This window comes from Streptomyces sp. NPDC039609 (genome assembly GCF_055596705.1).
The window spans coordinates 583048-608078 of sequence record NZ_JBVIUJ010000003.1 but is presented as its reverse complement, the minus strand read 5'-3'; the positions used below and the strand labels follow the sequence as shown (position 1 = coordinate 608078).

Below are 25031 nucleotides of genomic sequence, written 5' to 3'. Positions count from 1 at the left end.
CCGAGATGACACTGCTCCCCACCCCTTCCCACACCGTCGGCCCGTTCTACGGCTACGCCCTGCCGTTCCCCGAAGGGGAGCGGATAGCACCGCACGGCCATCCCGACCGGATCGTCCTGCACGGATACGTCCGCGACGGCGAGGGCGCCCCGATCCCCGACGCACTCCTCGACTTCTGGCAGGCAGCCCCCGACGGTTCGCCGGCCGGCGCGCCGGGCTCGCTGCGCCGCGACCCCGTGACCGGCGGGCACCTCGGCCGCAACGGGACCGACTTCACCGGCTTCGGCCGCGTCGCCACGGACGCCGACGGCCACTACGCCCTCCACACCCTGCCGCCCGGCAACGCGGGGCTGCCGTACATCAGCGTCTGCGTCTTCGCCCGCGGCCTCCTGCACCACCTCTTCACCCGGGCGTATCTGCGGGACGGCGCCGACCCGCTGCTCGACTCGCTGCCGGCCGGGCGCCGCGCGACGCTGGTGGCCCGGCCCGACGAGAACGGCACGCCCCGCTCGTACCGCTTCGACATCCGCCTTCAGGGCGAGGGCGAGACGGTCTTCCTGGAGTTCACGTGACACCCGATCCGCATGACGTACGAGGCCTCGGCGCCGATCTCCTCGACGCCGGTCTGCTCGCCCCGGGGAGCGCGGGCTCCCCGGCCGAGGCCGCGACCGGCGACACCGCGTTCCTGCGCGCGATGCTTGACGCGGAGGCGGCCCTCACCCGTGCCCAGACCGCCGTCGGGCAGGCGCCGGCCGAGGCCTCCGACGCGGTCACGGCCGCCGCCGACGCCTCCCGCCTGGACGTACGCGACCTCGCCCTGCGCGCCCGCACGGGCGGCAACCCCGTCATCCCGCTGGTCGCCGACCTGACCGCCGCGGTGCCGGGGGAGTGGCGGGCGTACGTCCACCGGGGCGCGACCAGCCAGGACATCATGGACACCGCGGCGATGCTGGTCGCTCGCCGCACGCTCGACGTGATTCTCGGCGACCTCGGCCGCGCGGAACGGGCGCTGGCCGCCCAGGCCGCCGCCCACCGGGACACGGCGATGCCCGGCCGGACCCTCACCCAGCACGCCGTGCCCACCACCTTCGGGCTCAAGGCGGCCGGCTGGCGCTCACTGATCCTCGACGCCCGGGACCGCCTCCTCGTCGTGCAGGACTCCCTGCCGGCCCAACTCGGCGGCGCCGCCGGGACCTTGGCAGCCTTCGCGGCCCATGTCGACGGGGCGGACGGCGACGCCGAACGGCTCGTCACGGCCTACGCCCACGAGACCGGACTCGCCGTCCCCGTCCTGCCATGGCACACCCTGCGCACCCCGGTCGCCGACCTCGCGGGAGCCCTCGCCTTCACCGCGGGGGCGCTCGGCAAGGCCGCCGTCGACGTCCTCACCCTCTCCCGCACCGAGATCGCGGAGGTGACGGAGGCCGCGGGCGGCGGCTCCTCCGCCATGCCGCACAAGGCGAACCCCGTACGGGCCACGCTCATCGCCGCGGCCGCGCGCCGGGCCCCGCATCTCGCGGCCACCCTGTACGCCTCGATGGCTGCGGAGGACGAGCGCCCGGCCGGCGCCTGGCACGCCGAGTGGGAGCCGCTGCGCGACCTGCTCCGCCTCGTCGGCGGGGCAGCGCGCGACATGGCGGATCTCGCCGCGGGTCTTCGCGTCCACGCGGACGTCATGCGCCAACACCTCGGTCTCACCGGCGGGTTGATCGTCTCCGAGCGGCTGTCCGTCGCCCTCGCTCCGGTCCTCGGCCGGGCCCGTGCGCAGGAACTCCTCACCGAACTCGCCGTCAGAACGCGCACCGAGGGGCGTTCACTCGTCGAACTCCTCGGCGAAGTACCGGAGTTGAAGGATCTCGATCTCGGTGGGCTCGCCGACCCGACCTGCTCGACGGGCTCCGCGGGAGCCCTGACCGACCGCGCCCTGGAGCGACCTTGACCACCGCCACCCCCCAGCCGCCCCACGGAGGCCTCCACCACCGCGTCGAGGGGCCGTCCACCGCACCCGTCCTGCTCCTCGGTCCCTCGCTGGGCACCTCCACCGCCCTGTGGGACGCGGTCGCCCCCGAGCTGTCGGCGACCCACCGGGTCGTCCGCTGGGACCTCCCCGGCCACGGCGGCTCCCCGGCCTCGCTCATCGGCCCCGGATCGACCGTCGCCGACCTGGCCGGGCTCGTCCTCGCCCTTGCCGACGCGCTCGGCGTCGCGCGCTTCTCGTACGCGGGCGTCTCGCTCGGCGGCGCCGTCGGCCTCCATCTCGCCGCGCACCACCCCGAGCGGGTGGAGCGCCTCGCGGTGCTCTGCTCCTCCGCCCACTTCGGCGGCTCCGCGCTGTGGGAGGAGCGCGCCGCGACCGTCCGCCGCGAGGGTCTGGCCGCACTCGCCGAGACCGCCGACGCCCGTTGGTTCACCCCCGGCTTCACGGTGCCCGCCCTGGTCGACGACCACCGCAACGCCGACCCGGACGCGTACGCCGCCTGCTGCGACGCGCTCGCCGCCTTCGATCTGCGGGACCGGTTGCCGTCGATCACCGCGCCCATGCTCCTCGTCGCCGGCCGTGAGGACCCGGCGACGCCACCGGCGCATCTGCGGGAGATCGCCGACGCGGTGCCCGGCGCCGCGCTGACCGAGCTCGCGGGCGCCTCCCATCTGGCGCCCGCCGAGCAGCCCGGGGCCGTCCTCGCCGCGCTGCGCGGCCACTTCACGGACGACGGCGCACGGCGGGGCATGGAGGTCCGCCGCCAGGTGCTGGGAGACGCGCACGTGGACCGCGCGCAGGCGCGGCAGTCGGAGTTCACGGCCCGGTTCCAGGACTTCATCTCCCGCTACGCCTGGGGCGAGATCTGGACCGACCCCACCCTGTCGCGGCGCGAGCGAAGCCTGGTCACCCTCACGGCGCTCGTCGCCCACGGCCATCTGGAGGAGCTGGCCATGCATGTACGGGCGGCCCGGCGCAACGGTCTGCGGCCCGACGAGATCGGGGCCGTACTGCTCCAGACGGCGGTCTACTGCGGTGTCCCGGCCGCCAACGCGGCCTTCGCCGTCGCCCAGCGCACCCTCGCGGAGGAGGACGCGCCGGGGGAGTGATCGGACCTCGGCCTCATGAGAACCATTTTCATCATCGGCTCTCGCCGGGCCTCCGGCGTGCGGTACATCGGCCGAGGGCGGAGCATGAACGTGAGGAGGCTGGGGGGCGGCGGACCAGGAGGCTGCCATGCCCGACGAGCTCGTCGTACTGAAGAACGTCGACAAGTACTTCGGTGCTCTCCATGTGCTCCAGTCCATCGACATGACCGTCGGCCGTGGCGAGGTCGTCGTGGTCATCGGACCGTCCGGCGGTGGGAAGTCGACCCTCTGCCGCGCCATCAACCGACTGGAGACCATCGACTCCGGCGAGATCGTCATCGACGGCAAGCCGCTGCCCGCCGAGGGCCGCGAGCTCGCCGCGCTCCGCGCCGACGTCGGCATGGTCTTCCAGTCCTTCAACCTCTTCGCGCACAAGACCGTGCTCGAGAACGTCACCCTCGGCCAGATCAAGGTCCGTAAGAAGGACAAGAAGGCCGCCGAGAAGCGGGCCCGCGAGCTGCTCGACCGCGTCGGGGTCGCGAACCAGGCCGACAAGTACCCCGCCCAGCTCTCCGGCGGTCAGCAGCAGCGCGTCGCGATCGCACGGGCGCTGGCCATGGAACCGAAGGTGATGCTCTTCGACGAGCCGACGTCCGCGCTCGACCCCGAGATGATCAACGAAGTCCTCGAGGTCATGCAGCAACTCGCCCGTGACGGGATGACCATGGTCGTCGTCACCCACGAGATGGGCTTCGCGCGCTCCGCCGCCAACCGCGTGGTGTTCATGGCGGACGGCAGGATCGTGGAGGAGACCACACCCGACCAGTTCTTCAGCAACCCGCGCAGCGACCGCGCCAAGGACTTCCTGTCGAAGATCCTGCACCACTGAACAGCGGCCGCCACGTACCCAGCAGCCCCCAGGGGTGATCCCATGAACGCTCGCAAGCTCACCAAGGCCGGGGTGGCCGCGGCCGCCGCGCTCGCCCTCTCCTTCTCCGTGGCCGCCTGCGGCGGCGACGGGAACGGCGGAGACAGCTCGGCCTCCGACGGCGACAAGATCACCGTCGGCATCAAGTACGACCAGCCCGGCGTCGGGCTCAAGACCCCCGACGGCACGTACACCGGCTTCGACGTCGACGTGGCCACGTACATCGCCCAGCAGCTCGGCCGCGATCCCGGTGACATCGAGTGGAAGGAGGCCAAGAGCGCCGACCGCGAGACGCTGCTCGAGCGGGGTGACGTCGACTTCATCGCGGCCTCCTACTCGATCAACGACCAGCGGGAGGAGAAGGTCGACTTCGCCGGTCCGTACCTCCTGGCCCACCAGGACGTGCTGATCCGCGCGGACGACAACTCCATCACCAAGCCCGAGGACCTGAACAACAAGAAGCTCTGCTCGGTCACCGGCTCCACGTCCGCGCAGAACGTCAAGGAGAAGATCGCCCCCGACGCGCAGCTCCAGGAGTACGGCGGCTACTCGGAGTGCCTCACCGGCCTGGAGAACGGTGTGATCGACGCGGTGACCACGGACGACGCGATTCTCGCCGGTTACGCCTCGCAGCCGGAGTTCGAGGGCAAGTTCAAGCTCGGCGGCTTCGAGATGAGCAACGAGAACTACGGAATCGGTGTCCCGGAGGGCAGTGAACTGAAGCAGCAGATCAACGACGCCCTGGAGAAGATGGTCGCGGACGGTTCCTGGGACGCGGCCGTGAAGAAGAACTTCGGCCCTGCCGAGTACCAGAACGAGCCCGCGCCGGAGATCGGCGTCGTCGTCAAGTAAGTGGGCCGCCGTGTTCGACTTCCTCGAAGGCTACGACCTGCTGGGAGCGTTCTGGGTGACGGTGCAGCTCACCGTCTACTCCGCGATCGGCTCCCTGATCTGGGGGACGCTGCTGGCCGCCATGCGCGTCAGCCCCGTCCCCCTGATGCGGGGCTTCGGCACCGTCTACGTGAACATCGTCCGCAACATCCCCCTCACGGTGATCATCGTCTTCACCTCGCTCGGCCTGTTCCAGACCCTCGGCGTCAACATGGGCGCCGAGGACTTCACCACCATCAACTTCCGGCTGGCCGTCCTCGGACTGATCGCCTACACGTCGGCCTTCGTCTGCGAGGCGGTGCGCTCGGGCATCAACACCGTCCCCCTCGGTCAGGTCGAGGCGGCCCGCGCCATCGGCCTCAGCTTCCCCCAGGTGCTCCGCCTGATCGTGCTGCCGCAGGCGTTCCGCTCGGTGGTCGGGCCACTGGCCAACGTAATGATCGCCCTCACCAAGAACACCACTGTGGCCGCAGCCATCGGTGTCGGCGAAGCCGCCCTGCTGATGCGCGAGATGATCGAGAACGAGGCACAGCTCATCCTCATCTCGGTGATCTTCGCGTTCGGCTTCATCTGCCTCACGCTCCCCATGGGGCTCCTTTTCGGCTGGGTGAGCAAGAAGGTGGCGGTGAAGCGATGAAGGAGCATCCCACCGTCCTCTACGACGTCCCCGGCCGGCGCGCGAAGCGGCGCAACCTCCTCTACACCCTGCTGTTCCTGCTCGCGCTCGCCGGCCTGATCTGGTGGGTCCTGGCCACCCTCGCCGATCAGGGCCAGCTCGAATGGGACAAGTGGGCGCCGTTCTTCACGGACTCCCGCACATGGACGACCTTCCTCCTGCCCGCCCTGAAGAACACCGTCATCGCCGCCGCGCTCGCCGTGGTCATCGCCCTGCCGGTGGGCGCCCTCCTCGGTATCGGGCGCCTCTCCGACCACGTCTGGATCCGCGGCGCCGCCGGGACGGTCGTGGAGTTCTTCCGCGCCATCCCGGTGCTCATCCTGATGCTCTTCGCCAACGCCGCCTACGCCGAGTTCACCGACATCAGCCCGGAGAGCCGCCCGATGTACGCGGTGGTCACCGGACTCGTCCTCTACAACGCCTCGGTCCTCGCCGAGGTGGTCCGGGCCGGCATCCTCTCCCTGCCCCGCGGCCAGACCGACGCGGCCAAGGCCATCGGGATGCGCAAGGGCCAGACCATGACCAACGTCCTGCTGCCCCAGTCGGTCACCGCGATGCTCCCCGCACTCGTCAGCCAGCTGGTCGTCATCGTCAAGGACACCGCGCTCGGCGGCGCGATGCTCGGCTTCTCCGAGCTCCTCGCATCCGTACGCCCGATGAGCGCGAACTATGGAGCGAACACCATCGCCAGCTTCACCGTCGTCGCCGTCATCTTCGTCATCCTGAACTTCGCCCTCACCTCCTTCGCCGGATGGCTGGAACGCAGACTGAGGCGCGCCAAGAAGTCGACGGGCGCGATCGTCGGCGCCGACGCGGTCGAGGAACTCGCGACCCCGGGCGAGCACATCGGCCCGGCCGACAGGACCAAGTGACAAGGTGGTCCCGGGAGGATCCATGACCGCGTGCCGCGGGGAACGCGGTGCGGACATGCCACCACCCGGACGGCGGAGCGGAGCACTTCATGACAGACGCACAAGGCCACGAGCCCCCGGGGCTCCGGTGCCTCGTCACCGGAGCCAGTGGCTACATCGGCGGCCGCCTCGTCCCCGAACTCCTCGCCGCCGGACACCGGGTGCGGTGCCTGGCGAGGACCCCCGCGAAGCTCCGCGACCACCCCTGGGCCGGAGAGGTGGAGGTCGTCCGTGGTGACGTCACCGACGCCGGGACACTGGCGCCCGCCCTCCAGGACATCGACGTCGCCTACTACCTGGTACACGCCCTGAGCGGCGGCCGCGATTTCGAACACACCGACCGCGTCGCCGCCCGCACCTTCGCCGAGCAGGCCCGCGCCGCCGGTGTCCGCCGCATCGTCTACCTCGGCGGACTCACCCCGCGCGGAGTTCCCGAACGCGACCTCTCGCCCCATCTGCGCTCCCGCGCGGAGGTCGGGCGCATCCTCATGGAATCCGGGGTCCCCACCACGGTGCTCCGCGCCGCCGTCATCATCGGATCCGGCTCGGCCTCCTTCGAGATGCTCCGCTACCTCACCGAACGCCTGCCCGTGATGGTGACCCCGAGCTGGGTGCGCACCCGTATCCAGCCCGTCGCCGTCCGGGACGTGCTGCGCTATCTGGTCGGCAGCGCACGGACGCCGGAGGAGGTCAGCCGCGTCTTCGACATCGGCGGTCCCGACGTCCTCACGTATCTCGGCATGATGCGCCGCTACGCCGCCGTCGCCGGGCTGCCCCGGCGGCTCATCCTGCCCGTGCCGGTCCTGACACCACGTCTGTCCAGTCTGTGGATCGGTCTGGTCACTCCGGTGCCCCGGTCCCTCGCCCGCCCGCTCGCGGAGTCGCTCAGGTACGAGGTCGTCTGCGACGAGCACGACATCGCCGCGTGGGTGCCGGACCCGCCCGGCACCCCCCTCTCCTTCGACACGGCGCTCACGCTCGCCCTCCAGCGGGTCCGCGACGCCCAGGTCATCACCCGGTGGTCGTCCGCCTCCCTCCCCGGAGCGCCGAGCGATCCGCTGCCCACCGACCCCGACTGGGCGGGCGGCAGCCTCTACACCGACGTGCGTGAGCTGACCGTCGACGCCTCGCCGCGGGCGCTGTGGCGCGTCGTCGAGGGAATCGGCGGGGAGAACGGCTGGTACTCCTTCCCTCTCGCCTGGGCCGTCCGCGGCTGGTTCGACCGCCTCATCGGAGGCGTCGGACTGCGCAGGGGCCGCCGCGACGCGACGCGACTGAGGGTCGGCGACTCGCTGGACTTCTGGCGCGTCGAGGAGATCGAGCGCGGCCGCCTGCTGCGGCTGCGCGCGGAGATGAGGCTTCCGGGACTCGCCTGGCTGGAGATGTACGCCGAGAGCGACGAGGACGGGCGGACCCGGTACCGCCAGCGGGCGATGTTCCACCCGCACGGTCTGGCCGGCCATGCCTACTGGTGGGGCGTCTCGCCGTTCCACGCCGTGGTCTTCGGCGGCATGGCCCGCAACATCGCCCAGAAGGCGGAGTCGTCCCCCACCCCGGCGCCGGGAGCGGCGCCATGAGCGTCTCGGTCGTCCTCTTCACCTCGGACCTCCGAGTCCACGACCATCCGCCGCTGCGTGCCGCGCTGGATCGGGGAAACGAGATCGTCCCCCTCTTCGTACGGGATCCGGCAGTGGACCGCGTCGGCTTCGCGGCGCCGAACCGGCTCGCCTTCCTCGGCGACTGCCTCACCGCTCTCGACGCCGCGCTGCGCGATCGCGGCGGCCGGCTCGTCGTGCGCTCGGGCGACCCCGTCGCCGAGGTCTGTGCCGTCGTCCGCGAGGCCGACGCCGACGAGGTGCATCTGGCGGCCGGATGCACCGCCTTCGCCCGCCGCCGTGAGGACCGGCTGCGCCGCGCCCTCGAGTCGGACGGGCGGCGCCTCCACGTCCACGACGGTGTGGTCACCGCGCTGCCCGCCGGAGCCGTGACACCTGCCGGGTCGGATCACTACGCCGTCTTCACCCCCTACTTCAGGCGATGGTCGCGCGAGCGGCTCCGGGAACCGCTCGCGGCGCCGCGTACGATCCATGTCCCTCCGGGGATCCGCTCCGAGGACTGCCCCACCCGTGATTCCGTTCCGTCCGTGTCACCGGGGCTGGCGAGCGGCGGCGAGAAGGAGGGCCGCACACGGCTCACCGCCTTTCTCGGCCGGCACGCCGACGCGTACGGGACTCGGCACGACGACCTCGCCGGTGACGCCACCTCCCGCCTCTCGCCGCACCTCCACTTCGGTACGGTCTCGGCGGCCGAGGCGGTCCACCGGGCCCGGTCCCGGGGCGGGACGGGCGCCGAAGCCTTCGTGCGGCAGCTCTGCTGGCGCGACTTCCACCACCAGGTCCTCGCCGCGCGCCCCGGCGTCGCCATGGACGACTACCGCCCGCGGGACGACGCATGGCGGCGAGGGAAGGAGGCCGAGGCCGACCTCCGGGCGTGGAAGGAGGGCCGTACCGGGTATCCGGTCGTGGACGCGGCCATGCGGCAACTCGCCCACGAGGGCTGGATGCACAACCGGGGGCGGCTGCTCACCGCCTCCTTCCTGACCAAGACGCTGTACGTCGACTGGCGTGCCGGCGCCAGGCACTTCCTGGACCTCCTGGTCGACGGCGACATCGCCGACAATCAGCTCAACTGGCAGTGGGTGGCCGGCACGGGCACCGACACCCGCCCCAACCGGGTGCTCAATCCCGTCACCCAGGGCAAGCGGTACGACCCCGAGGGGGCGTACGTACGGCGATGGGTGCCGGAACTCGAGGGACTCGAGGCCCGCGCGGTCCACGAGCCGTGGAAGCTGGCCGGCCCGGAACGAGCCCGGTACGACTATCCCGACCCCTTGATCGGACTGCCCGAGGGACTGGCCCGCTTCCGGCGCGCACGAGCACTGGACTGAGACACTGTCCCGGCGCCGTCCGCCGTCCAGGTGAAAACACCCCATCCTGCGCCGCCTCGATGCCGAATGAGAAGCATGACCCTCTCAGAGTCCCCGCGCGAGCTCACCCGCACCGACCGCCTCCTCGGCGCGCTCGGAGGGCTCGTCGCCGGGTACGTCTCGCTCGCCGTCGCCGAAGTCGTCGCCGCATGGGTCCGCCCGGAGGCGGGCCCCGTCACGGCCGTCGGGGCAGCGGTCATCGACCTCACCCCGGCCGCGGTCAAGGAATGGGCGATCCGGAGTTTCGGCACGAGCGACAAGGCCGTGCTCCTGACGGGAATCCTCGCGATCCTCGCGCTGCTGGCCGCGGCCATCGGGCTGCTGGCGCTGCGGAACCGGCCGGTCGGGGTGGCGGGCGTGCTCCTCCTCGGCCTCGTCGGCGCACTCGCCGCCGCGGGCCGCCCGGACTCCGACTCCGTGGCCGACATGCTCCCTTCGCTCATCGGCGCGGTGGCCGGCGCGGCCCTGCTGTACGTACTGATCGGCCGCCTGCTCGCCCGACGGCCCTCGGCCGCACCGGAACGGGCCGCCCGCGCGAGCCGCCGGAGCTTCCTCCTGACGGCCGCCGCCACGGTCGTCGCCGCGACGGGTGCGGCGGCGCTCGCCCGGGCGCTGGGCGGCGCCCGCCACGAGGACGCCGTGGCCTCCCGTACCGCGCTCCGGCTCCCCCGGCCGGCGTCCGCCGCACCGGCCGTCCCGCGCGGGGCACAACTCGACGTCCCCGGCATCGGACCCTTCATCACCCCGAACGAGGACTTCTACCGGATCGACACCGCGCTCGTCGTCCCCACGGTCGACGCCGACAGCTGGCGGCTGCGGATCCACGGCCTGGGCGTCGACGGGGAACGCACCCTCACCTTGCAGGATCTCCTCCGCCGCACCGTGATCGAGCGCGACATCACCCTCGCCTGCGTCTCCAACGAGATCGGCGGACCCCTCGTCGGAAACGCCCGCTGGCTGGGCGTCCAGCTCGCCGACCTGCTCCGTGAGGCGGGTGTCCGACCGCCGTCAGAGGGCGGTCCGGCCGACCAGATCGTCGCCCGCTCCGTCGACGGCATGACGATCGGCACCCCGGTCGAGGAGGTGATGGACGGCCGCGACGCGCTTCTCGCCTTCGGGATGAACGGCGAGCCCCTGCCCTTCGACCACGGCTTCCCCGTCCGGATGCTCGTCCCGGGCCTCTACGGCTACGTCTCCGCCTGCAAGTGGATCGTGGACATCGAGCTCACCACCTTCGACGCCTACGACGCGTACTGGGTGCGCGGGGGCTGGGCGCCCGAGGCGCCGGTCAAGACCCAGTCGAGGATCGACACCCCCCGCTCCCTCGCCCGCCTCGACGAGGGCACGGTGATGATCGCCGGGGTGGCCTGGGCCCAGCACCGGGGCATCGAGCGCGTCCAGGTACGCATCGACGACGGTCCCTGGCAGGACGCGCGGCTCGCAGCGGAGGACAGCCGGGACACCTGGCGCCAGTGGGTGTACCCGTGGCGGGCCACCCCCGGCCGGCACGACCTCGCCGTCCGGGCCACCGACGGCGCCGGCGTCACCCAGACCGAGCGCCGCACCGACCCGATGCCCGACGGGGCGAGCGGGTGGCACACCATCGCGGTCACGGTCGAAGCCGTCGAATGACCCGGCCGTGTCCCCCGGAAGTGGATCACTGCTGCCCGGTGGGGTGACCGGGCGGCGTGCCGCGTACCCCCGAGCGGGCCGAAGGACCGTTGATGGGTAGGTGAGTACCGCGAGCACCGCACCGATAATGACCGAGACGCACCGGCCCCCCAGGCGTGACCGGGGTGCGGACACCCCGCCCGGCGGCATAGTCGTCCACTCCTGCGTCCATGTCGGCCCCGCGACCCTGCTGGTCCGGCTGACCGGAGAGCTCGACCACTACAGCGCCGCGCCGCTGCGGGCGATACTCGCCTCCGCCGCCGCGGACGGCTGTACGGATCTGATCCTGGACGCCTCGCGGGTCACCTTCTGCGACTCGGGCCTCCTCGCCGTACTGGACCAGTGGTCCCGGCTGGGCCGCCGCTACCGCATCGACGCGCCCCCGGCCGTCGTCCTCAGGCTGCTGCGGGTCGCCGCGGGCACCCTGTGGTCCCCGCCGCCCGGCGCAAGGGCCGCCGGCCGGTGATGACGGAGCGGGCCGCGGCGCACTGTCGCCGCGGCCCGCCCGCATCCCGACCCCACCAGGGGCGCCGCTACTTCAGATACGGCCCCGCGGCACCGATCCGACCGGGCCCGTTCAGGACGTACACCCGCAGGTTGCCCTTCCCCGGAGCCGTGACGTTCAGGGTGCCGTTGGTGACGACCCGCTGGTCGCCGGTGACGGCGTCCGTGTAGGTGCCGTTCGGGATGCCCGTGAAGCCGGCCCCGCCGGTGACCGTGACCAGCGCGAAGCTGTCGGTCGTGCCGCTGGTGTAGCGGCGCTTGAACGCCATCGAGCCGCTGATGCCCTCGGTGGAGTACTGGCCCATCTGCAGGGCCGGGACCGCCCGGCGGATCTGGTTGAGCCGCTGGACGTGCTGGGCCAGCGGCTGGGCCAGGGTCTGGGCGACCGCGCCGCTCGCCGACTCGACGGTGGAGAAGCCGGACGCCTTCACCTCCCCGGAGAGATGGTCGCCGAAGTAGGCGCGGCCCGTGGTCGCCAGCGGGCAGGTGGGCCCGCAGTCGATCTTCTTGCCCTTCTGGAACTCGATCTCGGAGCCGTAGTACAGCGTCGGGATGCCGCGGAAGGTCCACATCAGCGACATGTTCTCCGCCCAGGCGTCGGTGCCGCCGGCGTAGCGTTCGCTGCTCTTGTTGGGGCCGTAGTCGTGGCTGTCGACGTAGACGACGTTGTACGTGGCGTCGTTGTAGCTGTCGTCGGAGTCCTTGCCGTTGCCGAAGGCGTTCTGGGCGTCACCGAAGTTCATGTGCATCCGCATGTCGATGACGTTCATCCCGGAGAACCTGCTGTGGTCCGGCGCGTGGTAGCTGTTGCCGTTCAGGAAGGCGTTGTTCGACGTCGGCTGGTTCGCCGTGCCCTGCTGCTGCTCGTAGTCGTACATCTCCAGGGCTGCGGCCGCGTCGTCGAGCGCGTACTCCTTGCGCTCCTTCCAGGTGTAGAACTGGGCGGAGTGGTTGACCGAACCGCGGTTCCACTTGTCGTTGACGAAGGCCGCGACCTCACCGAAGACGAAGAAGTTCCGCGCGGCCTCCGCCCCGAACCTCTGCGTGACACGCTCCTGGATGGCGGGCAGGAATCGCCGGTTCCAGGTGGTGCGCGGGATGTGGACGGCCGTGTCGACGCGGAAGCCGTCGACCCCCATGTCGATGTACTTGTCGTAGGCGCCGATCAGATAGTTCTGCACGGCCGTGGACTCGGTGTTGAAGTCGGCGAGGTCGTCGTGCAGCCAGCAGGAACGGGAGTCCTCGCCCTCCCAGTTGCCGATCCAGCAGTTGTGGTAGAGCGACTTCGGGAACATGCCCGACGTGGGGTTCGGCCACTGGCAGTTGTAGATCCGGTAGCCCTCGGGGGAGGTGTACGGAGTCGGGGTGCCCCAGTTGACGCACGTGTTGCCCGTCGGCTCGGCCGTCGACCACAGATCGCCGTTGTAGTACGACTTCCCGGACTTGGGCTCGACGGAGAGTCCGTCGTACTCGAAGGAGGAGTTGGGCTCGTCGTAGTGCCAGCTCCACTGGCTGTCGCGGACGCCGTACACCTTCGGGGTGAACAGACCCTTGGCGCCCCAGCGGGAGGAGTGGTTGTAGACGACGTCCTGGTAGATCTTCATGCCCTTGGCGTGGGCGGCGTTGATCAGGTCCTGGTACGAGGCGCCGGCCGACTCCAGCCGGGCGTCCACCTTGTAGAAGTCGTAGCCGTGGTACCCGTGGTAGTCGTAGTCGGACCGGTTGAGCACCACGGGGGTGATCCACACGGCGGAGAAGCCGAGCCCCTTGATGTAGTCGAGCTTGTTCACCAGGCCCTTGAAGTCGCCCCGGAACATGGGGTCGTCGTTGGCCGCGTTCCCGGACTTCGTGTGCTGGCTGCCGCCCCGGTTGTTCGAGGCGTCCCCGTCGTTGAAGCGGGCGGTCAGGACGAAGTAGATCGGGTCCTTGCGCGGGTCGGATCCGAGCGGGCGCCCCGGGTCGGGGGCCGGGGGTGCCGTGCCGGTGGTCGCCCCGGCGGGCGCGGAGGCAGCGGAGGTGTTGCCTGCCGCGTCGCGGGCCCTGACCGTGTAGGTGTAGGCGGTGTTCTCCTCCAGATTCGCGTCGGAGAGGACGGTGGAGCCCACGTCGGTGACCGTCGTGCCGCGGGTGCCGCCGGTACGGGTCACCTGATAGCCCGTCACCCCCGTGTCGTCGGTGGCGGGTTCCCAGGTGAGGACGACGGAGGTGCCGTCGGCGCTCGCCTCGACCCCGGCGGGCACGCTGGGCGCCTCGGTGTCGGGGACCTCGGCGGCACACGGGTCGGCGGCGTTGCCTGAGACGACCTTGTCCTCGACGGTCGTCGTACCGGCGGACAGCGCGTAGTTCGCGCCGTTGTTGTTGTCCCAGATTCCGTTGCCGTTGTTGAAGACGGCGCTCATGGCGGTGGCCGCGCCCAGGTCCACGGTCCGCTTCCACCAGCCGGTGCAGGCGGCCTCCATGCCGATGCCCGGGGCGGTGGTCCAGGCTCCGCCGGCCGGGGCGTAGTGCAGGTTGGCGGTGGTCCAGCCGAGGGCGGCCGTGGAGTAGTAGACGGTGGCCTGGTTGCCGGGATCGCCCGGGTCGTCGGCGCACGGGTCGGAGTGGGCGACCACGCCGTCCTTCACCGTGATGGTGCCGGTTCCCAGGTCGTAGTTCCGGCCGCCGTTGTTGTCCCAGGTGCCGGTGCCGTTGTTGAAGGTGGCCTGGAGTCCTTCGGCGGAGCCCAGGGCGACGGTCTTCTTCACCCAGTCCGTACAGGCCGCTTCCATCGCGACGCCGGGGACGGTGGTCCAGGCGCCGCCGTCGGGCGCGTAGTGGAGGTTGTGGGCCGACCAGTTCTTCGTCTTCGTGTAGTAGAAGACCGTCGCCGTGTGGTCCGCCGCCGCGACGGGGGCCGTGGGCACGGTGGCCGGGTCGGCCGGGGGCGCGGCGGTGAGCAGCCCGAGCAGGCAGGCGGCGGCCGCGGCTGCCGCCGGGGCGCGTCCGAACCGCCGGAAGGGAGTGCGTCGCATACGTCACTTCTCCGGAGCAGGGCCGCGACGGGAAGGTCGCGGCGGTCGATGGACCCCGCTCACTCCGAAGCGCCTCGGACCGGAACGGGAGCGCTGCCGCCCCTCTCTGAAAGGGAAGTCAGCAACTTGCAGCAAGCGCTTGCGAGAGCGCAAGTTACCCGTGCATGACACGCGCGTAAAGAGTCCGGGACGGAATCCGTGACGAACGGGGCCGGCGTCGTGCCGGGGCCGCCGGCGCGGGCGGCGGAGAGCTTCGCGCGTTCGTCCGCGACTGCCGGGCAGCCCGAAGGGCGCGCCGCGCCCGAGGGGCGCGCCGCGCCCGAGGGGCGCGCCGCGCCCGAGGGGTCGAGCACGGCGGGGTGGTGCTGCGCCGGCCCGGTGGGCCGGGCCCGCGCACTTTCCCCCCGGCGTGCCGCATAGAGTCGACCTCGGCTCGTGACCCGCCGCCCGAACGGCGTACCGGATCAGTGCCCGCCCCCGTACCGTCGCACCACCCCGAGGAGCACTCCGTGACCGACGCGGCGTCCACCGCCACGCAGCAGAAGATCGCCCGGGAACTCGAGGTCTCCCCGACGTTCGACCCGCTCGCCGAGATCGAACGCCGGGTGGCCTTCCTCGCCGAGCGCCTCACCTCCACGGGGCTGCGCGCCCTGGTGCTCGGGATCAGCGGCGGTGTCGACTCCACGACCGCGGGCCGGCTCTGCCAGCTGGCCGTCGAGCGGGCCCGTGCCGCCGGACACGACGCCACCTTCTACGCCATGCGCCTGCCCTACGGCGTCCAGGCCGACGAGAAGGACGCCCAGCTCGCGCTGGGCTTCATCGCCGCCGACCGGGTCCTGACCGTGGACGTCAAGCCGTCGAGCGACGCCGCCCTCGACGCCGCCCTGGCCGGTGGCGTGACCTTCCGGGACGCCCACCACCAGGACTTCGTCCAGGGCAACATCAAGGCCCGCCAGCGGATGATCGCGCAGTACGCCGTCGCGGGCGCCCACGACGGCCTCGTCGTCGGCACCGACCACGCGGCGGAGGCCGTCTCGGGCTTCTTCACCAAGTACGGCGACGGCGCGGCCGACGTCGTCCCGCTGACCGGTCTGACCAAGCGTCGTGTGCGCGCCGTCGCCGAGGCGCTCGGGGCCCCCTCCGAGCTGGTGTGGAAGACGCCCACGGCAGACCTGGAGACCCTCGACCCGGGCAAGCCCGACGAGGACGCGCTCGGGGTCACCTATGACGACATCGACGACTTCCTGGAGGGCAAGCCGGTCGCGGAGGCCGCCTTCGCCTCCATCGTCCGCCGCTACGAGTTCACCGACCACAAGCGCCGGCTCCCGATCGCTCCCTGAGAGTGACGCGCGACCACCATCCGGACGTCAGCCCGCGTGGCGGGCGTCCGGAAGGTGGTCCGCTTGGTGTGCCCTCGGAATCCCCAGGGGTCCACACGAAGGAGACAACGGCATGTTCGGACAGACGAAGGCGTTCAGCGGCTTCTCGGTCGACGATCTCGGCAAGGCCCGCCGGTTCTACGGCGAGACCCTCGGCCTCCCGGTCGAGGAGAGCGGGCAGGGCGACATGCGGATGCTGACCATCAAGCTGGGGAGCGGCGCGAACGTCTTCGTCTACCCCAAGGACAACCACACGCCCGCGTCCTTCACGATCCTGAACTTCCCCGTCGACGACATCGACGTGGCGGTCGACGAGCTGACGAAGCGGGGCGTGAGCCTGGAGCGGTACACGGCGTTCGAGCACGACGCCAAGGGCGTCGTCAGGGGCCCGGGATCCGAGGGTCCGGCCGCGATCGCCTGGTTCACCGACCCGGCGGGCAACGTGCTCTCCGTCCTCCAGGAGTAGTCAGCCGTACGGCGACGGCCCGGCCCCGAGAGCGCGGCCGGGCCGTCGCCGTACGCGTTCGGGCGTCCGCGTTTCTCCCCGCGCGGGTGAGGGAAGCCGCCGCCCGAGGAGGCGCATCATGACCGCACACGAGAGCGGCGGACGTGAGGGCGAGGCCGCCCACGCCCATGCCCAGTACCAGCGCGACAAGGCGGAGAACCTGCTGCAGCGGGCACGGCGCAGCACCGACGCCGAGGAGGCCGCCCGCCTGCGGGAGCAGGGAGAACGGCTCAAGGAGCGCAGCGAACGGGCCCTGAGCCAGGAGCACGAGCCCTGGCCCGACGATCTCCACGAGAGGTACCCCGGCTAGAGCTCCTGCTCACAGGGCGTGATGATATGCTACGCAACGTGACTATGGAGCCCGAGGGCATCACTCGACACCGCACGAACGCGCCCAATCACGTCTACTACTTCGACATCGGGACCGGAACCTGGCAGGGAAAAGCCACCTTCCGTGTCACCTCCTGGCGTCGTCTCATGCGCAGCCGCATCGGGTTGACGAACAAGCTGCTCGTGACCGCCATGCACATCCTCGAGCGGATCACCGGTGCGCCACAGCAGAGCTCGACGATCGTGGCGAAGCCGGACGAAGGCGAGTTCGGTCGGGCCGACAATGTGGTCAGGATCTCCAAGTTCGGCATGACCCTGTACCTCTTGGAAGAGCAGTACGTGCTGGACAGCAACGGAACCGGAGTGGTGGTGAACGGGGACGAAAGGCTAGGCCCTGTGCCGGGCCTGCTCACGCGGACCTTCACCTACTCCGCGGAAATTCGCGACGAAGGGATGGCCGCGACCTACCGCATGCCGTTGCTCGGAGCCGATTGGATCGCGAACTATCAGGTCGCAGCCGACCGCCAGAGCCTCTTCGCGGAATTGCTGTGCGACTGGGGCAGGGTGACCGAGGAAACCCGCCTGGTCAGCGTGCCGGCTTAGCGGGCGGCAGGAACACACTCCCAATGACCGCCGAGTTCATGCTCCCCGCCGAAAAGGTCACACTGGTCGCGGGATTGCTTGCCGACCGGGTCAGGCAGTACGACACCACACACGATCACCGGGCCGCGTTCGCCTACACCTACTACCGCCTCACGACGACGCTCGCCACAGGCTTGGATTCAGGTACCCCCGAGTTCAACGACCCGCCGTGGGTCGCCGAACTGTGTGAGACGCTCGCATCGGCCTACTTCAGCGCGATGGACAGCATCGACGAATGGCTGGCGGGACGATCCGGTGGCTCCGCGGACGAAGTTCAGCCCGGTGATCTGCCGGACTCCATCCCTCAACCATGGCGAGATGTCTTCGCCGCTTCGAGTGTCCGGCGCTCGTACATGCTGGAAGACGTGCTCTTTTCCATGATGGCGCACATGTCGTACGACTTGCCGGAGACATTGCGGCGCATGGCGGCGTCCACGGGCGACCGCAACCACATCGCGGACTTCCACCGCATGAACGACGTGCTGGCGTCCTGTATCGACGGGGTCCAGGACGACCTTTCGTCCAGGTACATTCGTGGGCTCAGCTCTTTGGACAGGCTCTTCACCCGTAGTGACGAACTGTTGACCAATTACGGGATCCGGGTCGCACGGGGCTTGGCCTGGTTCAACTGCGACAGACTCCTGGACCCGGATTCGACCGAGGAAGCGTCGCGGTCGATCGGCAGGAGCACCGCCGCGCTCATCTCCGAAATCCGCACCCCCGGCGACTGGAAGCTGCGCGCCGGCTTGTGGATCCTGCGCAGGCTGATTCCCGACCGCCGGCGCTGGCCCGCAGAGAGTACGCCCATCGCGTAGAAGCCGAAGCCTGTACGGATCCACGGCGTGCCGGTGCGGTACTTGAACGCGATCGCGTCGATCACCTGCCGGTGATCGCGCCACCGCCCACCCCGCTTCGGCGTCCGGTCCGGCAGCAACGGCTCGATGCGTGCCCACTGGGCATCAGGCAACGACACACCGGACCGACGATCCGATGATGTGAAGGAAGTGGTCCAGGGGGTGCTCCGGCGGGAATGCTGTTCCGGCTGTGAAGGAGATGGCCCGAACGGCCCGGCCCGGCGTGTGCCCCGCCGGGCCGCCGCTTGCAATGGGGGGATGACCGCGCCTCCGGACGACTGCCTCGCGCGCAACGAGTGGATCTGCGGCGCCTATCTGTCCTCCCGGAGCGAGATCCTCGGCGACGCCGTCGTCCAGCATCTGGAGATCGTCGCGATCTCCGTCGCCCACCTGCAGAACGCCGACCACATCGTCCCGGTCGTCAACCACTCCCGGGCCGGCAGCGAGGGAGTGACGAGCGCCCTCGACCGCCTCAACACGGCCCTGACCACGGCCGATCTCGCGAACATGAACGAGCAGGTCGACAGCTGGCGCCGCCTCCCGGAGGACGTCGCGAGGACGTATCTCCAGCAGCGGAAGCTCATTCCCGCGAGCTAGGAACGGCTCCGGAGCGTCGGTTGCGGGGTGGGTCGTGGGCATCGATAGTGGGAAGGCGGCCGTTCTTCTCCCCTTCATCTCCCACCTTGCGATCGAGCCCTTCGCACCACGCAAGAGGAGCACTCCATGAGGAAGAACACCCAGGCGCGTCGTCTGCTGTCGGCCGCGACCGTCTCCGTACTCGGGGGCGTCCTGCTGCTGCCCGCTCCCGCGGGCGCGCAGCCCACCACGCGGAACAGCTCGGAGGCCCGGATATCGGGAACCCTCCAGTTCCACCTCGTCAACGGGCAGACGGGCAAGTGCGCGACGGTCGCCGGTGGGCGCTCCACCGACAACAACGTCCAGCTGGTCCAGTTCGATTGCGACACCGACCCTTCGCGCCGCTGGAGAATCGCCAACTGGGACGGCTCGTCCCACCAGATCGTCAATGTGCAGACGGGCAAGTGCGCGACGGTCGCGGGCGGGCGCTCCACCGACAACAACGTCGAGCTGGTCCAGTTCAGTTGTGACAGCGACCCCTCGCGCCGATGGAGGGTGACCAACTGGAGCGGCCGGACCTACCAGATCGTCAATGTGCAGACGGGCAAGTGCATGACGGTGGCCGGTGGGCGCTCCACCGACAACAACGTGCCGCTCGTCCAGTTCACCTGCGACTCCGACGCCTCCCGCCGCTGGACCGCGCGCCTGGCGGGTTGACCGCCGCGTGGGTGATCCACCCCCTCAGGCGTCCGCCACCGAGCCGAACTCGACCTCCCCCCGCCCGACTCCCCGAGCCTCGGCGTCCACCGAGCGCCGCAGAGCCTCGTGCAGTTTGGCGGGGGTGAGGACGCCGAGGAATCGCGGGCCGTCGAGGACCGCCACCCAGCCCGCGTCGTGCTGGAGCATCTCACTGAACGCCTGTTTCAGCGGGGCGCCCACCGACACCCAGGCATCCATACGGCGGGCCAGGCCGCCCACCGTGCCCTCCTGGCCGGCGAGGTCGAGGGTGTCGGCGGCCACCCAGCCGTGCCGCCGCGTCGGCGGCCGGCTCGTCCAGGCGGGCGACCGGAGGCTGTTCCAGGTCGTCCGGCTCGATCTCGGTGACCGAGAGACGCTTGAGGCCCCGGTCGGCGCCGACGAACTGGGCGACGTACGGCGTGGCGGGGGTGCCGAGCACCGCCGCCGGCGTGTCGAACTGCTCGATGCGGCCCTCCCCGTACACGGCGATCCGGTCGCCCATCCCGACGGCCTCCTCGATGTCGTGGGTGACCAGGAGGACGGTCTTGCGCACGGTGGCCTGGAGGTTCAGGAACTCGTTCTGGAGGTGCCCGCGGACGACCGGGTCGACCGCCCCGAAGGGTTCGTCCATCAGGAGCACCGGCGGGTCGGCGGCGAGCGCGCGGGCCACGCCGACGCGCTGGCGCTGTCCGCCGGAGAGCTGGGCAGGGTAGCGGCCGCCGTAGACCTTGGGGTCGAGGCCGACCAGATCGAGGAGTTCGGCGGCGCGGGCGCGGGCCCGGGCCTTCCTCCAGCCGATCAACGAGGGCACGGTCGCGGTGTTGTCGAGGACCGTCCGGTGCGGAAAGAGCCCGACCTGCTGGATCACGTAACCGATGCTCCTGCGCAGCTCGACCGGATCGACCTTCGCGATGTCCTCCCCGTCGACCAGGATGCGGCCCGACGTCGGCTCGATGAGCCGGTTGACCGTCATCATCGTGCTCGTCTTGCCGCAACCGGACGGCCCGACCAGGGTGACCAGTTCGCCCTCGGCGACGTCGAACGACAGGCCGTCGACGGCCGTGGTGCCGTCCGCGTACACCTTGCTGACCTGCTCGAACCGGATCACGGATCCACGCTAGGAGCGTCGGGGGCGGTGCGCACGGGGGCCGGGACCGTCCGGGGTTCCGACAGCCCGCTGAACTCCGTCTCTTGTCATGACCCTTGCGAGGCGCTCCATCGGACTGCTATTCATCCGTTAGGAAACTTTCCTTCCAATCCATCGTTCCGGGAGACCCCCATGACATCGGCACGATCGGCACGTCTCCATCTGCGCTCACTGGGTGCCGCCGGCACCGCTGTGACCGCCCTGCTCCTCGGCCTCGCCGCCGCACCGTCGACGGCGGTGGGCGCCCCCGTCACCCATGAGGCCGAGAGCGCCACGCTCTCCAGCGGCGCGGTCGAGTCCAACCACACCGGCTTCACGGGCTCGGGGTTCGTCAACTACGACAACGCCGCAGGCGGTTACGTCCAGTGGAACGTCAGCGCCGCCCAGGCCGGCACCGCGACCCTCACCCTGCGGTACGCCAACGGCACCACCACCAACCGCCCCATGGACATCTCCGTCAACGGCGCGATCGCGGCCTCCGGCAAGGCCTTCGCGGGCACCGGCGCCTGGACCACGTGGACCACCACCACCGTCACCGCCGACCTCAGGGCGGGCGCCAACACGATCCGCGCCACCGCCACCACCGCGAACGGCGGCCCCAACGTCGACCACCTCAAGGTCGACACCGCTGCGCCCGTCGCCGACACCCCGGCCGCGATCAACGGTCAGCTGAAGGTCTGCGGCACCAAGCTCTGCAACCAGTACGGCAAGCCCATTCAGCTGCGCGGCATGTCCAGCCACGGCACGCAGTGGTACAGCCAGTGTCTGACCGGCGGCTCGCTCGACGCGCTCGCCAAGGACTGGAACGCCGACGTCCTGCGCGTCTCCACCTACGTCCAGGAGGACGGGTACGAGACCGACCCGCGCAAGTACACCGATCTGGCCCACTCGCTCATCGAACAGGCCACCGCGCGCGGCATGTACGTGATCGTCGACTGGCACATGCTCGACCCCGGCGACCCGCACTACAACCTCGCCCGGGCCAAGACCTTCTTCACCGAGATCGCCCAGCGCCACGGCGCCAAGACCAACCTGCTCTACGAGATCGCCAACGAGCCCAGCGGCGTCGCCTGGTCCCGGATCAAGAGCTACGCCGAACAGCTGATCCCCGTCATCCGTGCCAAGGACGCCGAGACCCCGATCCTCGTCGGTACGCGCGCGTGGTCCTCGCTCGGCGTGTCCGAGGGCGCCGACGAGTCCGAGATCGTCGCGAACCCGGTGAACGCCGCCAACATCATGTACACCTTCCACTTCTACGCGTACTCGCACCGCGACGAGTACCTGAACACCCTCTCCCGCGCCGCCGACAAGCTGCCCGTCTTCGTCACCGAGTTCGGCACCCAGAACTACGCGGGTGAGGGCGCCAACGACTTCGCGATGACCCAGCGGTTCCTCGACCTCATGGCCGCCAGGAAGATCAGCTGGGTCAACTGGAACTTCTCCGACGACAACCGCAGCGGAGCCGTCTTCAACGTCGGCACCTGCGCCGACAACGGGCCGTGGGCCGGCACGGGCTCCCTCAAGCCGGCCGGTGTCTGGATCCGCGACCGCATCAGGACGGCCGACGACTTCCCGACCTCCTGACCCACCTCGATACGCCCCCGCCCGCACCCTGTGATCCACTGGGCGGGCGGGGGCGTATCGAACAGGAGCAGCATTGACCAGCTACCGCCAGCCCGGCCTCGTCCTCACCGACCGTCGCTTCACCGTGCCGCTCGACCACGCGGATCCCGAAGGCGAACAGATCGAGGTCTACGGCCGTGAGGCCGTCGCGAGCGACAAGTCCGGGGACGACCTGCCGTGGCTGGTGTACCTGGAGGGCGGGCCCGGCTTCGGCGCCCGCCGCTTCATCGGCCGCCAGGCCTGGCTCGGACGGGCCGTCCAGGAGTTCCGCGTCCTCCTGCTCGACCAGCGCGGCACCGGCAACTCCACCCCCGCCAACCGCCAGACCCTGCCCCTGCGCGGCACCCCGCGGCAGCAGGCCGACCATCTCGCACACTTCCGGGCCGACTCGATCGTCCAGGACTGCGAACTGATCCGGAAGCGGCTCACCGGCGGAGCCCGCTGGACCGTGCTCGGCCAGAGCTTCGGCGGCTTCTGCGCCACCCACTACCTGTCCACGGCCCCCGAGGGCCTGCGGACGGTCCTGATCACCGGCGGGCTGCCGTCCCTGCACGCCACCGCCGACGAGGTCTACCGGGCCGCCTACCCCCGTATCCGCCGCAAGGTCGAGGCCCACTACGCCCGCTACCCCCAGGACGTCGACCGCGCCCGCGAGATCGCCGCCCACCTGCACGCGCACGAGGTCACCCTCCCGTCCGGCGGACGGCTCACCCCGGCCGCGTTCCAGTCCCTCGGGATCCTTCTCGGCAGCGGGGAGGGCACCCACCAGCTCCACTTCCTGCTGGAGGACGCCTTCGTCCCCACACCCGCCGGGCCCGCGCTCTCGGACGCCTTCCTGGAGAACGTCCAGGCCGCCCTCTCGTACGCCGGACACCCGCTCTACGCCCTGCTCCACGAAGCCATCTACGCCCAGGGGCAGGGCCCCACCGCCTGGGCCGCCGAACGCGTCCGCGCCGAGTTCCCGGAGTTCGACCCGGAGAGGACCCTGGCCGGCGACGCACCGCTCATGTTCACGGGCGAGACCGTCCATCCCTGGCACTTCGAGACCGACCCCGCCCTGCGCCCGCTGCGCGAGACAGCCGAGCTGCTCGCCGAACGGAAGGACTGGGCGCCCCTCTACGACCCTGCCCGCCTCGCCGCCAACGAGGTGCCCGTCGCCGCCGCCGTCTACCACGACGACCTGTACGTGGACACCGCGCACTCCCTGGAGACCGCCCGCGCGATCCGGGGCCTGCGGACCTGGGTCACGGACGAGTTCGAGCACGACGGCGTCCGGGCCGGCGGCCCCCGTGTCCTGGACCGGCTGCTCGCGCTCGCCCGCGGAGAGGTCTGAACGGCCCGGGCGGGATCCGATGCGCCGGGGATAGGATTCGCCGCGCAATCGGGCAGCAATCGAGGTGAGCACGCGGGAGGCCGGGATGGCGGGGAACGACGTGCCGGCGTCCGGACGGGAGCTGAAGTTCCGCGCCCTGATGGCCGAGCTGCGCCGCGGCATCCTCGACGGCACCTGGCCACCCGGCTCCAAGCTCCCCACCGAGCGGGCCCTGGCCACGGAGACCGGCCTCTCACTGACCACGGTCCGCCGCGCCTACGAGGACCTCGTCGCGCTCGGCCTCGTCGAACGCCGCCAGGGCGCGGGGACCTTCGCCGCACAACGACCGGACGGTGAGGGGGCGACCGCCGCCGACCGCAGGGTCGTGGGGGTGCTCGTCCCCGACACCACCTTCTACTACCCCCGCGTCCTCCAGGGCATCGAGCGGGAACTCGCCGCTGCCGGCGCCCGGCTCGTCCTCGCCTGCTCGCACTACGACCCCGACGAGGAGGACGCCGCCGTCCGGCGGCTGCTCTCCTCCGGCGTCCACGGGCTGCTGCTCGTCCCCTCTCTGCACACCGCCACCGACCCGGGCCGGCGCGCCGACGAACTCCTCGCGCTGCCCGTCCCGGCGGTCCTCGTCGAGCGCCGACTCGCCGCGTACGGTCCGGGCGACCCCACCGAACACGTCTGCACCGACCACGAGGGCGGCGCCTACGACGCCGTACGCCATCTGCGGGCCCTCGGCCACGAACGGGTCGCGCTCCTCGTCCGCACCGACGCACCGACCACCGAGCCCATCGAGTCCGGTTTCGACCGGGCCGTCGCCGACCTCGGCCTCCACGAGCCGCTGCGCGTACGGGACGCGGGGGACCGCTGGAGCCCCGAACGGGCCGATCGCGCCGTCGCCGAACTGCGGGGAGCGGGGGTCACCGCCGGGCTCTGCTTCGGTGACCGCGAGGCCGCGCTCGTGCTCGCCGCCGCACGCCGCGCGGGGCTGCGCGTCCCCGAGGACCTCGCCCTGATCAGCTACGACAACGAGTTCGCGGACGTCGCGGAGACCCCGCTGACAGCCGTCTCACCGCCCAAGTTCCAGGTCGGCAGGCTCGCCGCGCAGATCCTGCTGCGACGGCTCACCGACGGCGACGCCTCCCCGCTGCACCAGGTGCAGCTGCGGCCCCGGCTCGTGGTCAGGGCGTCCTGCGGCGCGGGGGCGCGTGGTGCGGGCGGGCGCAAAAGTCCAAGAAGTGAGTCCTGATTGCTCATTGATCGCCCGTGGCG

The 25031-nt window shown here is 71.0% G+C and carries 21 protein-coding genes and 4 pseudogenes; 22 read left to right on the top strand and 3 right to left on the bottom strand.

The window, feature by feature from the left end; translation table 11 throughout:
• The first annotated feature begins 5 nt into the window (after window positions 1-5).
• The 11 genes from pcaG to ACZ561_RS11735 all read left to right on the top strand — a co-directional run bounded on the left by pcaG (window position 6) and on the right by ACZ561_RS11735 (window position 11595).
• A complete protein-coding gene (gene pcaG / locus ACZ561_RS11785; protein ID WP_470992697.1) occupies window positions 6-572 on the top strand; it encodes a protocatechuate 3,4-dioxygenase subunit alpha in 567 nt (188 codons plus the stop codon).
• Window positions 569-1939, top strand: a complete 1371-nt coding sequence (gene pcaB, locus ACZ561_RS11780; RefSeq protein WP_470992694.1) for a 3-carboxy-cis,cis-muconate cycloisomerase — start codon at window positions 569-571, stop codon at window positions 1937-1939. The genes pcaG and pcaB overlap by 4 nt, the downstream gene beginning before the upstream one ends.
• Window positions 1936-3087 (top strand): bifunctional 3-oxoadipate enol-lactonase/4-carboxymuconolactone decarboxylase PcaDC, encoded by a 1152-nt coding sequence (pcaDC, locus tag ACZ561_RS11775; RefSeq protein ID WP_470992691.1) that lies wholly within the window; start codon window positions 1936-1938, stop codon window positions 3085-3087. Before pcaB ends, pcaDC begins: the two co-directional genes overlap by 4 nt.
• A gap of 127 nt (window positions 3088-3214) precedes the next feature.
• Window positions 3215-3955 (top strand): amino acid ABC transporter ATP-binding protein, encoded by a 741-nt coding sequence (locus tag ACZ561_RS11770; protein WP_470992688.1) that lies wholly within the window; start codon window positions 3215-3217, stop codon window positions 3953-3955.
• A 42-nt stretch (window positions 3956-3997) separates the two neighbouring features.
• Window positions 3998-4846, top strand: a complete 849-nt coding sequence (locus tag ACZ561_RS11765) for a glutamate ABC transporter substrate-binding protein (protein ID WP_470992685.1) — start codon at window positions 3998-4000, stop codon at window positions 4844-4846.
• A 10-nt stretch (window positions 4847-4856) separates the two neighbouring features.
• Window positions 4857-5522 (top strand): amino acid ABC transporter permease, encoded by a 666-nt coding sequence (locus tag ACZ561_RS11760; protein ID WP_470992682.1) that lies wholly within the window; start codon window positions 4857-4859, stop codon window positions 5520-5522.
• Window positions 5519-6433 carry an amino acid ABC transporter permease gene (locus ACZ561_RS11755; RefSeq protein WP_470992679.1) on the top strand — a complete coding sequence of 305 codons (915 nt, stop codon included), beginning with the start codon at window positions 5519-5521 and terminating at the stop codon, window positions 6431-6433. The genes ACZ561_RS11760 and ACZ561_RS11755 overlap by 4 nt, the downstream gene beginning before the upstream one ends.
• Window positions 6434-6522: 89 nt before the next feature.
• Complete coding sequence (locus tag ACZ561_RS11750) at window positions 6523-8049, top strand: SDR family oxidoreductase (protein ID WP_470992677.1); 1527 nt, start codon at window positions 6523-6525, stop codon at window positions 8047-8049.
• The gene (locus ACZ561_RS11745) at window positions 8046-9419 is read left to right on the top strand and encodes a cryptochrome/photolyase family protein (protein WP_470992675.1); all 1374 of its coding nucleotides are present in this window, start codon (window positions 8046-8048) and stop codon (window positions 9417-9419) included. The genes ACZ561_RS11750 and ACZ561_RS11745 overlap by 4 nt, the downstream gene beginning before the upstream one ends.
• Before the next feature lie 75 nt (window positions 9420-9494).
• Window positions 9495-11090: a molybdopterin-dependent oxidoreductase gene (locus tag ACZ561_RS11740; RefSeq protein WP_470992672.1), complete on the top strand. Its 1596-nt coding sequence runs from the start codon at window positions 9495-9497 to the stop codon at window positions 11088-11090.
• Between the two features lie 127 nt (window positions 11091-11217).
• A complete protein-coding gene (locus ACZ561_RS11735; protein ID WP_470992669.1) occupies window positions 11218-11595 on the top strand; it encodes an STAS domain-containing protein in 378 nt (125 codons plus the stop codon).
• Window positions 11596-11662: 67 nt separating this feature from the next.
• On the opposite strand, the gene ACZ561_RS11730 is transcribed toward ACZ561_RS11735, so the two are convergent.
• Complete coding sequence (locus ACZ561_RS11730; protein ID WP_470992666.1) at window positions 11663-14644, bottom strand: carbohydrate binding domain-containing protein; 2982 nt, start codon at window positions 14642-14644, stop codon at window positions 11663-11665.
• 509 nt (window positions 14645-15153) lie between these two features.
• Here ACZ561_RS11730 and nadE point away from each other — a divergent pair.
• From nadE to ACZ561_RS11705, 5 genes are all read left to right on the top strand, one after another.
• Complete coding sequence (gene nadE, locus ACZ561_RS11725) at window positions 15154-15984, top strand: ammonia-dependent NAD(+) synthetase (protein ID WP_470992662.1); 831 nt, start codon at window positions 15154-15156, stop codon at window positions 15982-15984.
• A 112-nt stretch (window positions 15985-16096) separates the two neighbouring features.
• On the top strand, window positions 16097-16489 hold the full coding sequence (locus ACZ561_RS11720) for a VOC family protein (RefSeq protein WP_470992659.1): 393 nt from the start codon (window positions 16097-16099) through the stop codon (window positions 16487-16489).
• Between the two features lie 118 nt (window positions 16490-16607).
• Window positions 16608-16838, top strand: coding sequence for a DUF6381 family protein (locus ACZ561_RS11715; protein ID WP_470992656.1), 231 nt, complete (start codon window positions 16608-16610; stop codon window positions 16836-16838).
• 38 nt (window positions 16839-16876) lie between these two features.
• Window positions 16877-17461, top strand: coding sequence for a hypothetical protein (locus tag ACZ561_RS11710; RefSeq protein WP_470992653.1), 585 nt, complete (start codon window positions 16877-16879; stop codon window positions 17459-17461).
• A gap of 23 nt (window positions 17462-17484) precedes the next feature.
• Window positions 17485-18315 carry a DUF5995 family protein gene (locus tag ACZ561_RS11705; protein ID WP_470992650.1) on the top strand — a complete coding sequence of 277 codons (831 nt, stop codon included), beginning with the start codon at window positions 17485-17487 and terminating at the stop codon, window positions 18313-18315.
• 20 nt (window positions 18316-18335) lie between these two features.
• Here the strand turns inward: ACZ561_RS11705 and ACZ561_RS11700 are convergent.
• Window positions 18336-18473, bottom strand: a pseudogene (locus ACZ561_RS11700) (transposase); the annotation flags it as partial.
• A gap of 139 nt (window positions 18474-18612) precedes the next feature.
• On the opposite strand from ACZ561_RS11700, the pseudogene ACZ561_RS11695 reads away from it, so the two are divergent.
• From ACZ561_RS11695 to ACZ561_RS11685, 3 genes and pseudogenes are all read left to right on the top strand, one after another.
• Window positions 18613-18738: pseudogene (locus tag ACZ561_RS11695) on the top strand (ABC transporter permease); the annotation flags it as partial.
• Between the two features lie 3 nt (window positions 18739-18741).
• Window positions 18742-18951: pseudogene (locus tag ACZ561_RS11690) on the top strand (glycine betaine ABC transporter substrate-binding protein); the annotation flags it as partial.
• Window positions 18952-19077: 126 nt separating this feature from the next.
• Window positions 19078-19647, top strand: coding sequence for an RICIN domain-containing protein (locus ACZ561_RS11685; protein WP_470992647.1), 570 nt, complete (start codon window positions 19078-19080; stop codon window positions 19645-19647).
• 24 nt (window positions 19648-19671) lie between these two features.
• Here ACZ561_RS11685 and ACZ561_RS11680 read toward each other — a convergent pair.
• A pseudogene (locus tag ACZ561_RS11680) lies at window positions 19672-20776 on the bottom strand (ABC transporter ATP-binding protein).
• 171 nt (window positions 20777-20947) lie between these two features.
• Between ACZ561_RS11680 and ACZ561_RS11675 the strand changes: the two are divergent.
• From ACZ561_RS11675 to ACZ561_RS11665, 3 genes are all read left to right on the top strand, one after another.
• Complete coding sequence (locus ACZ561_RS11675) at window positions 20948-22399, top strand: cellulase family glycosylhydrolase (protein WP_470992644.1); 1452 nt, start codon at window positions 20948-20950, stop codon at window positions 22397-22399.
• A 73-nt stretch (window positions 22400-22472) separates the two neighbouring features.
• A complete protein-coding gene (locus ACZ561_RS11670) occupies window positions 22473-23771 on the top strand; it encodes an alpha/beta fold hydrolase (RefSeq protein WP_470992641.1) in 1299 nt (432 codons plus the stop codon).
• Between the two features lie 85 nt (window positions 23772-23856).
• Window positions 23857-25008 carry a GntR family transcriptional regulator gene (locus ACZ561_RS11665; RefSeq protein WP_470992638.1) on the top strand — a complete coding sequence of 384 codons (1152 nt, stop codon included), beginning with the start codon at window positions 23857-23859 and terminating at the stop codon, window positions 25006-25008.
• Window positions 25009-25031: the final 23 nt, after the last annotated feature.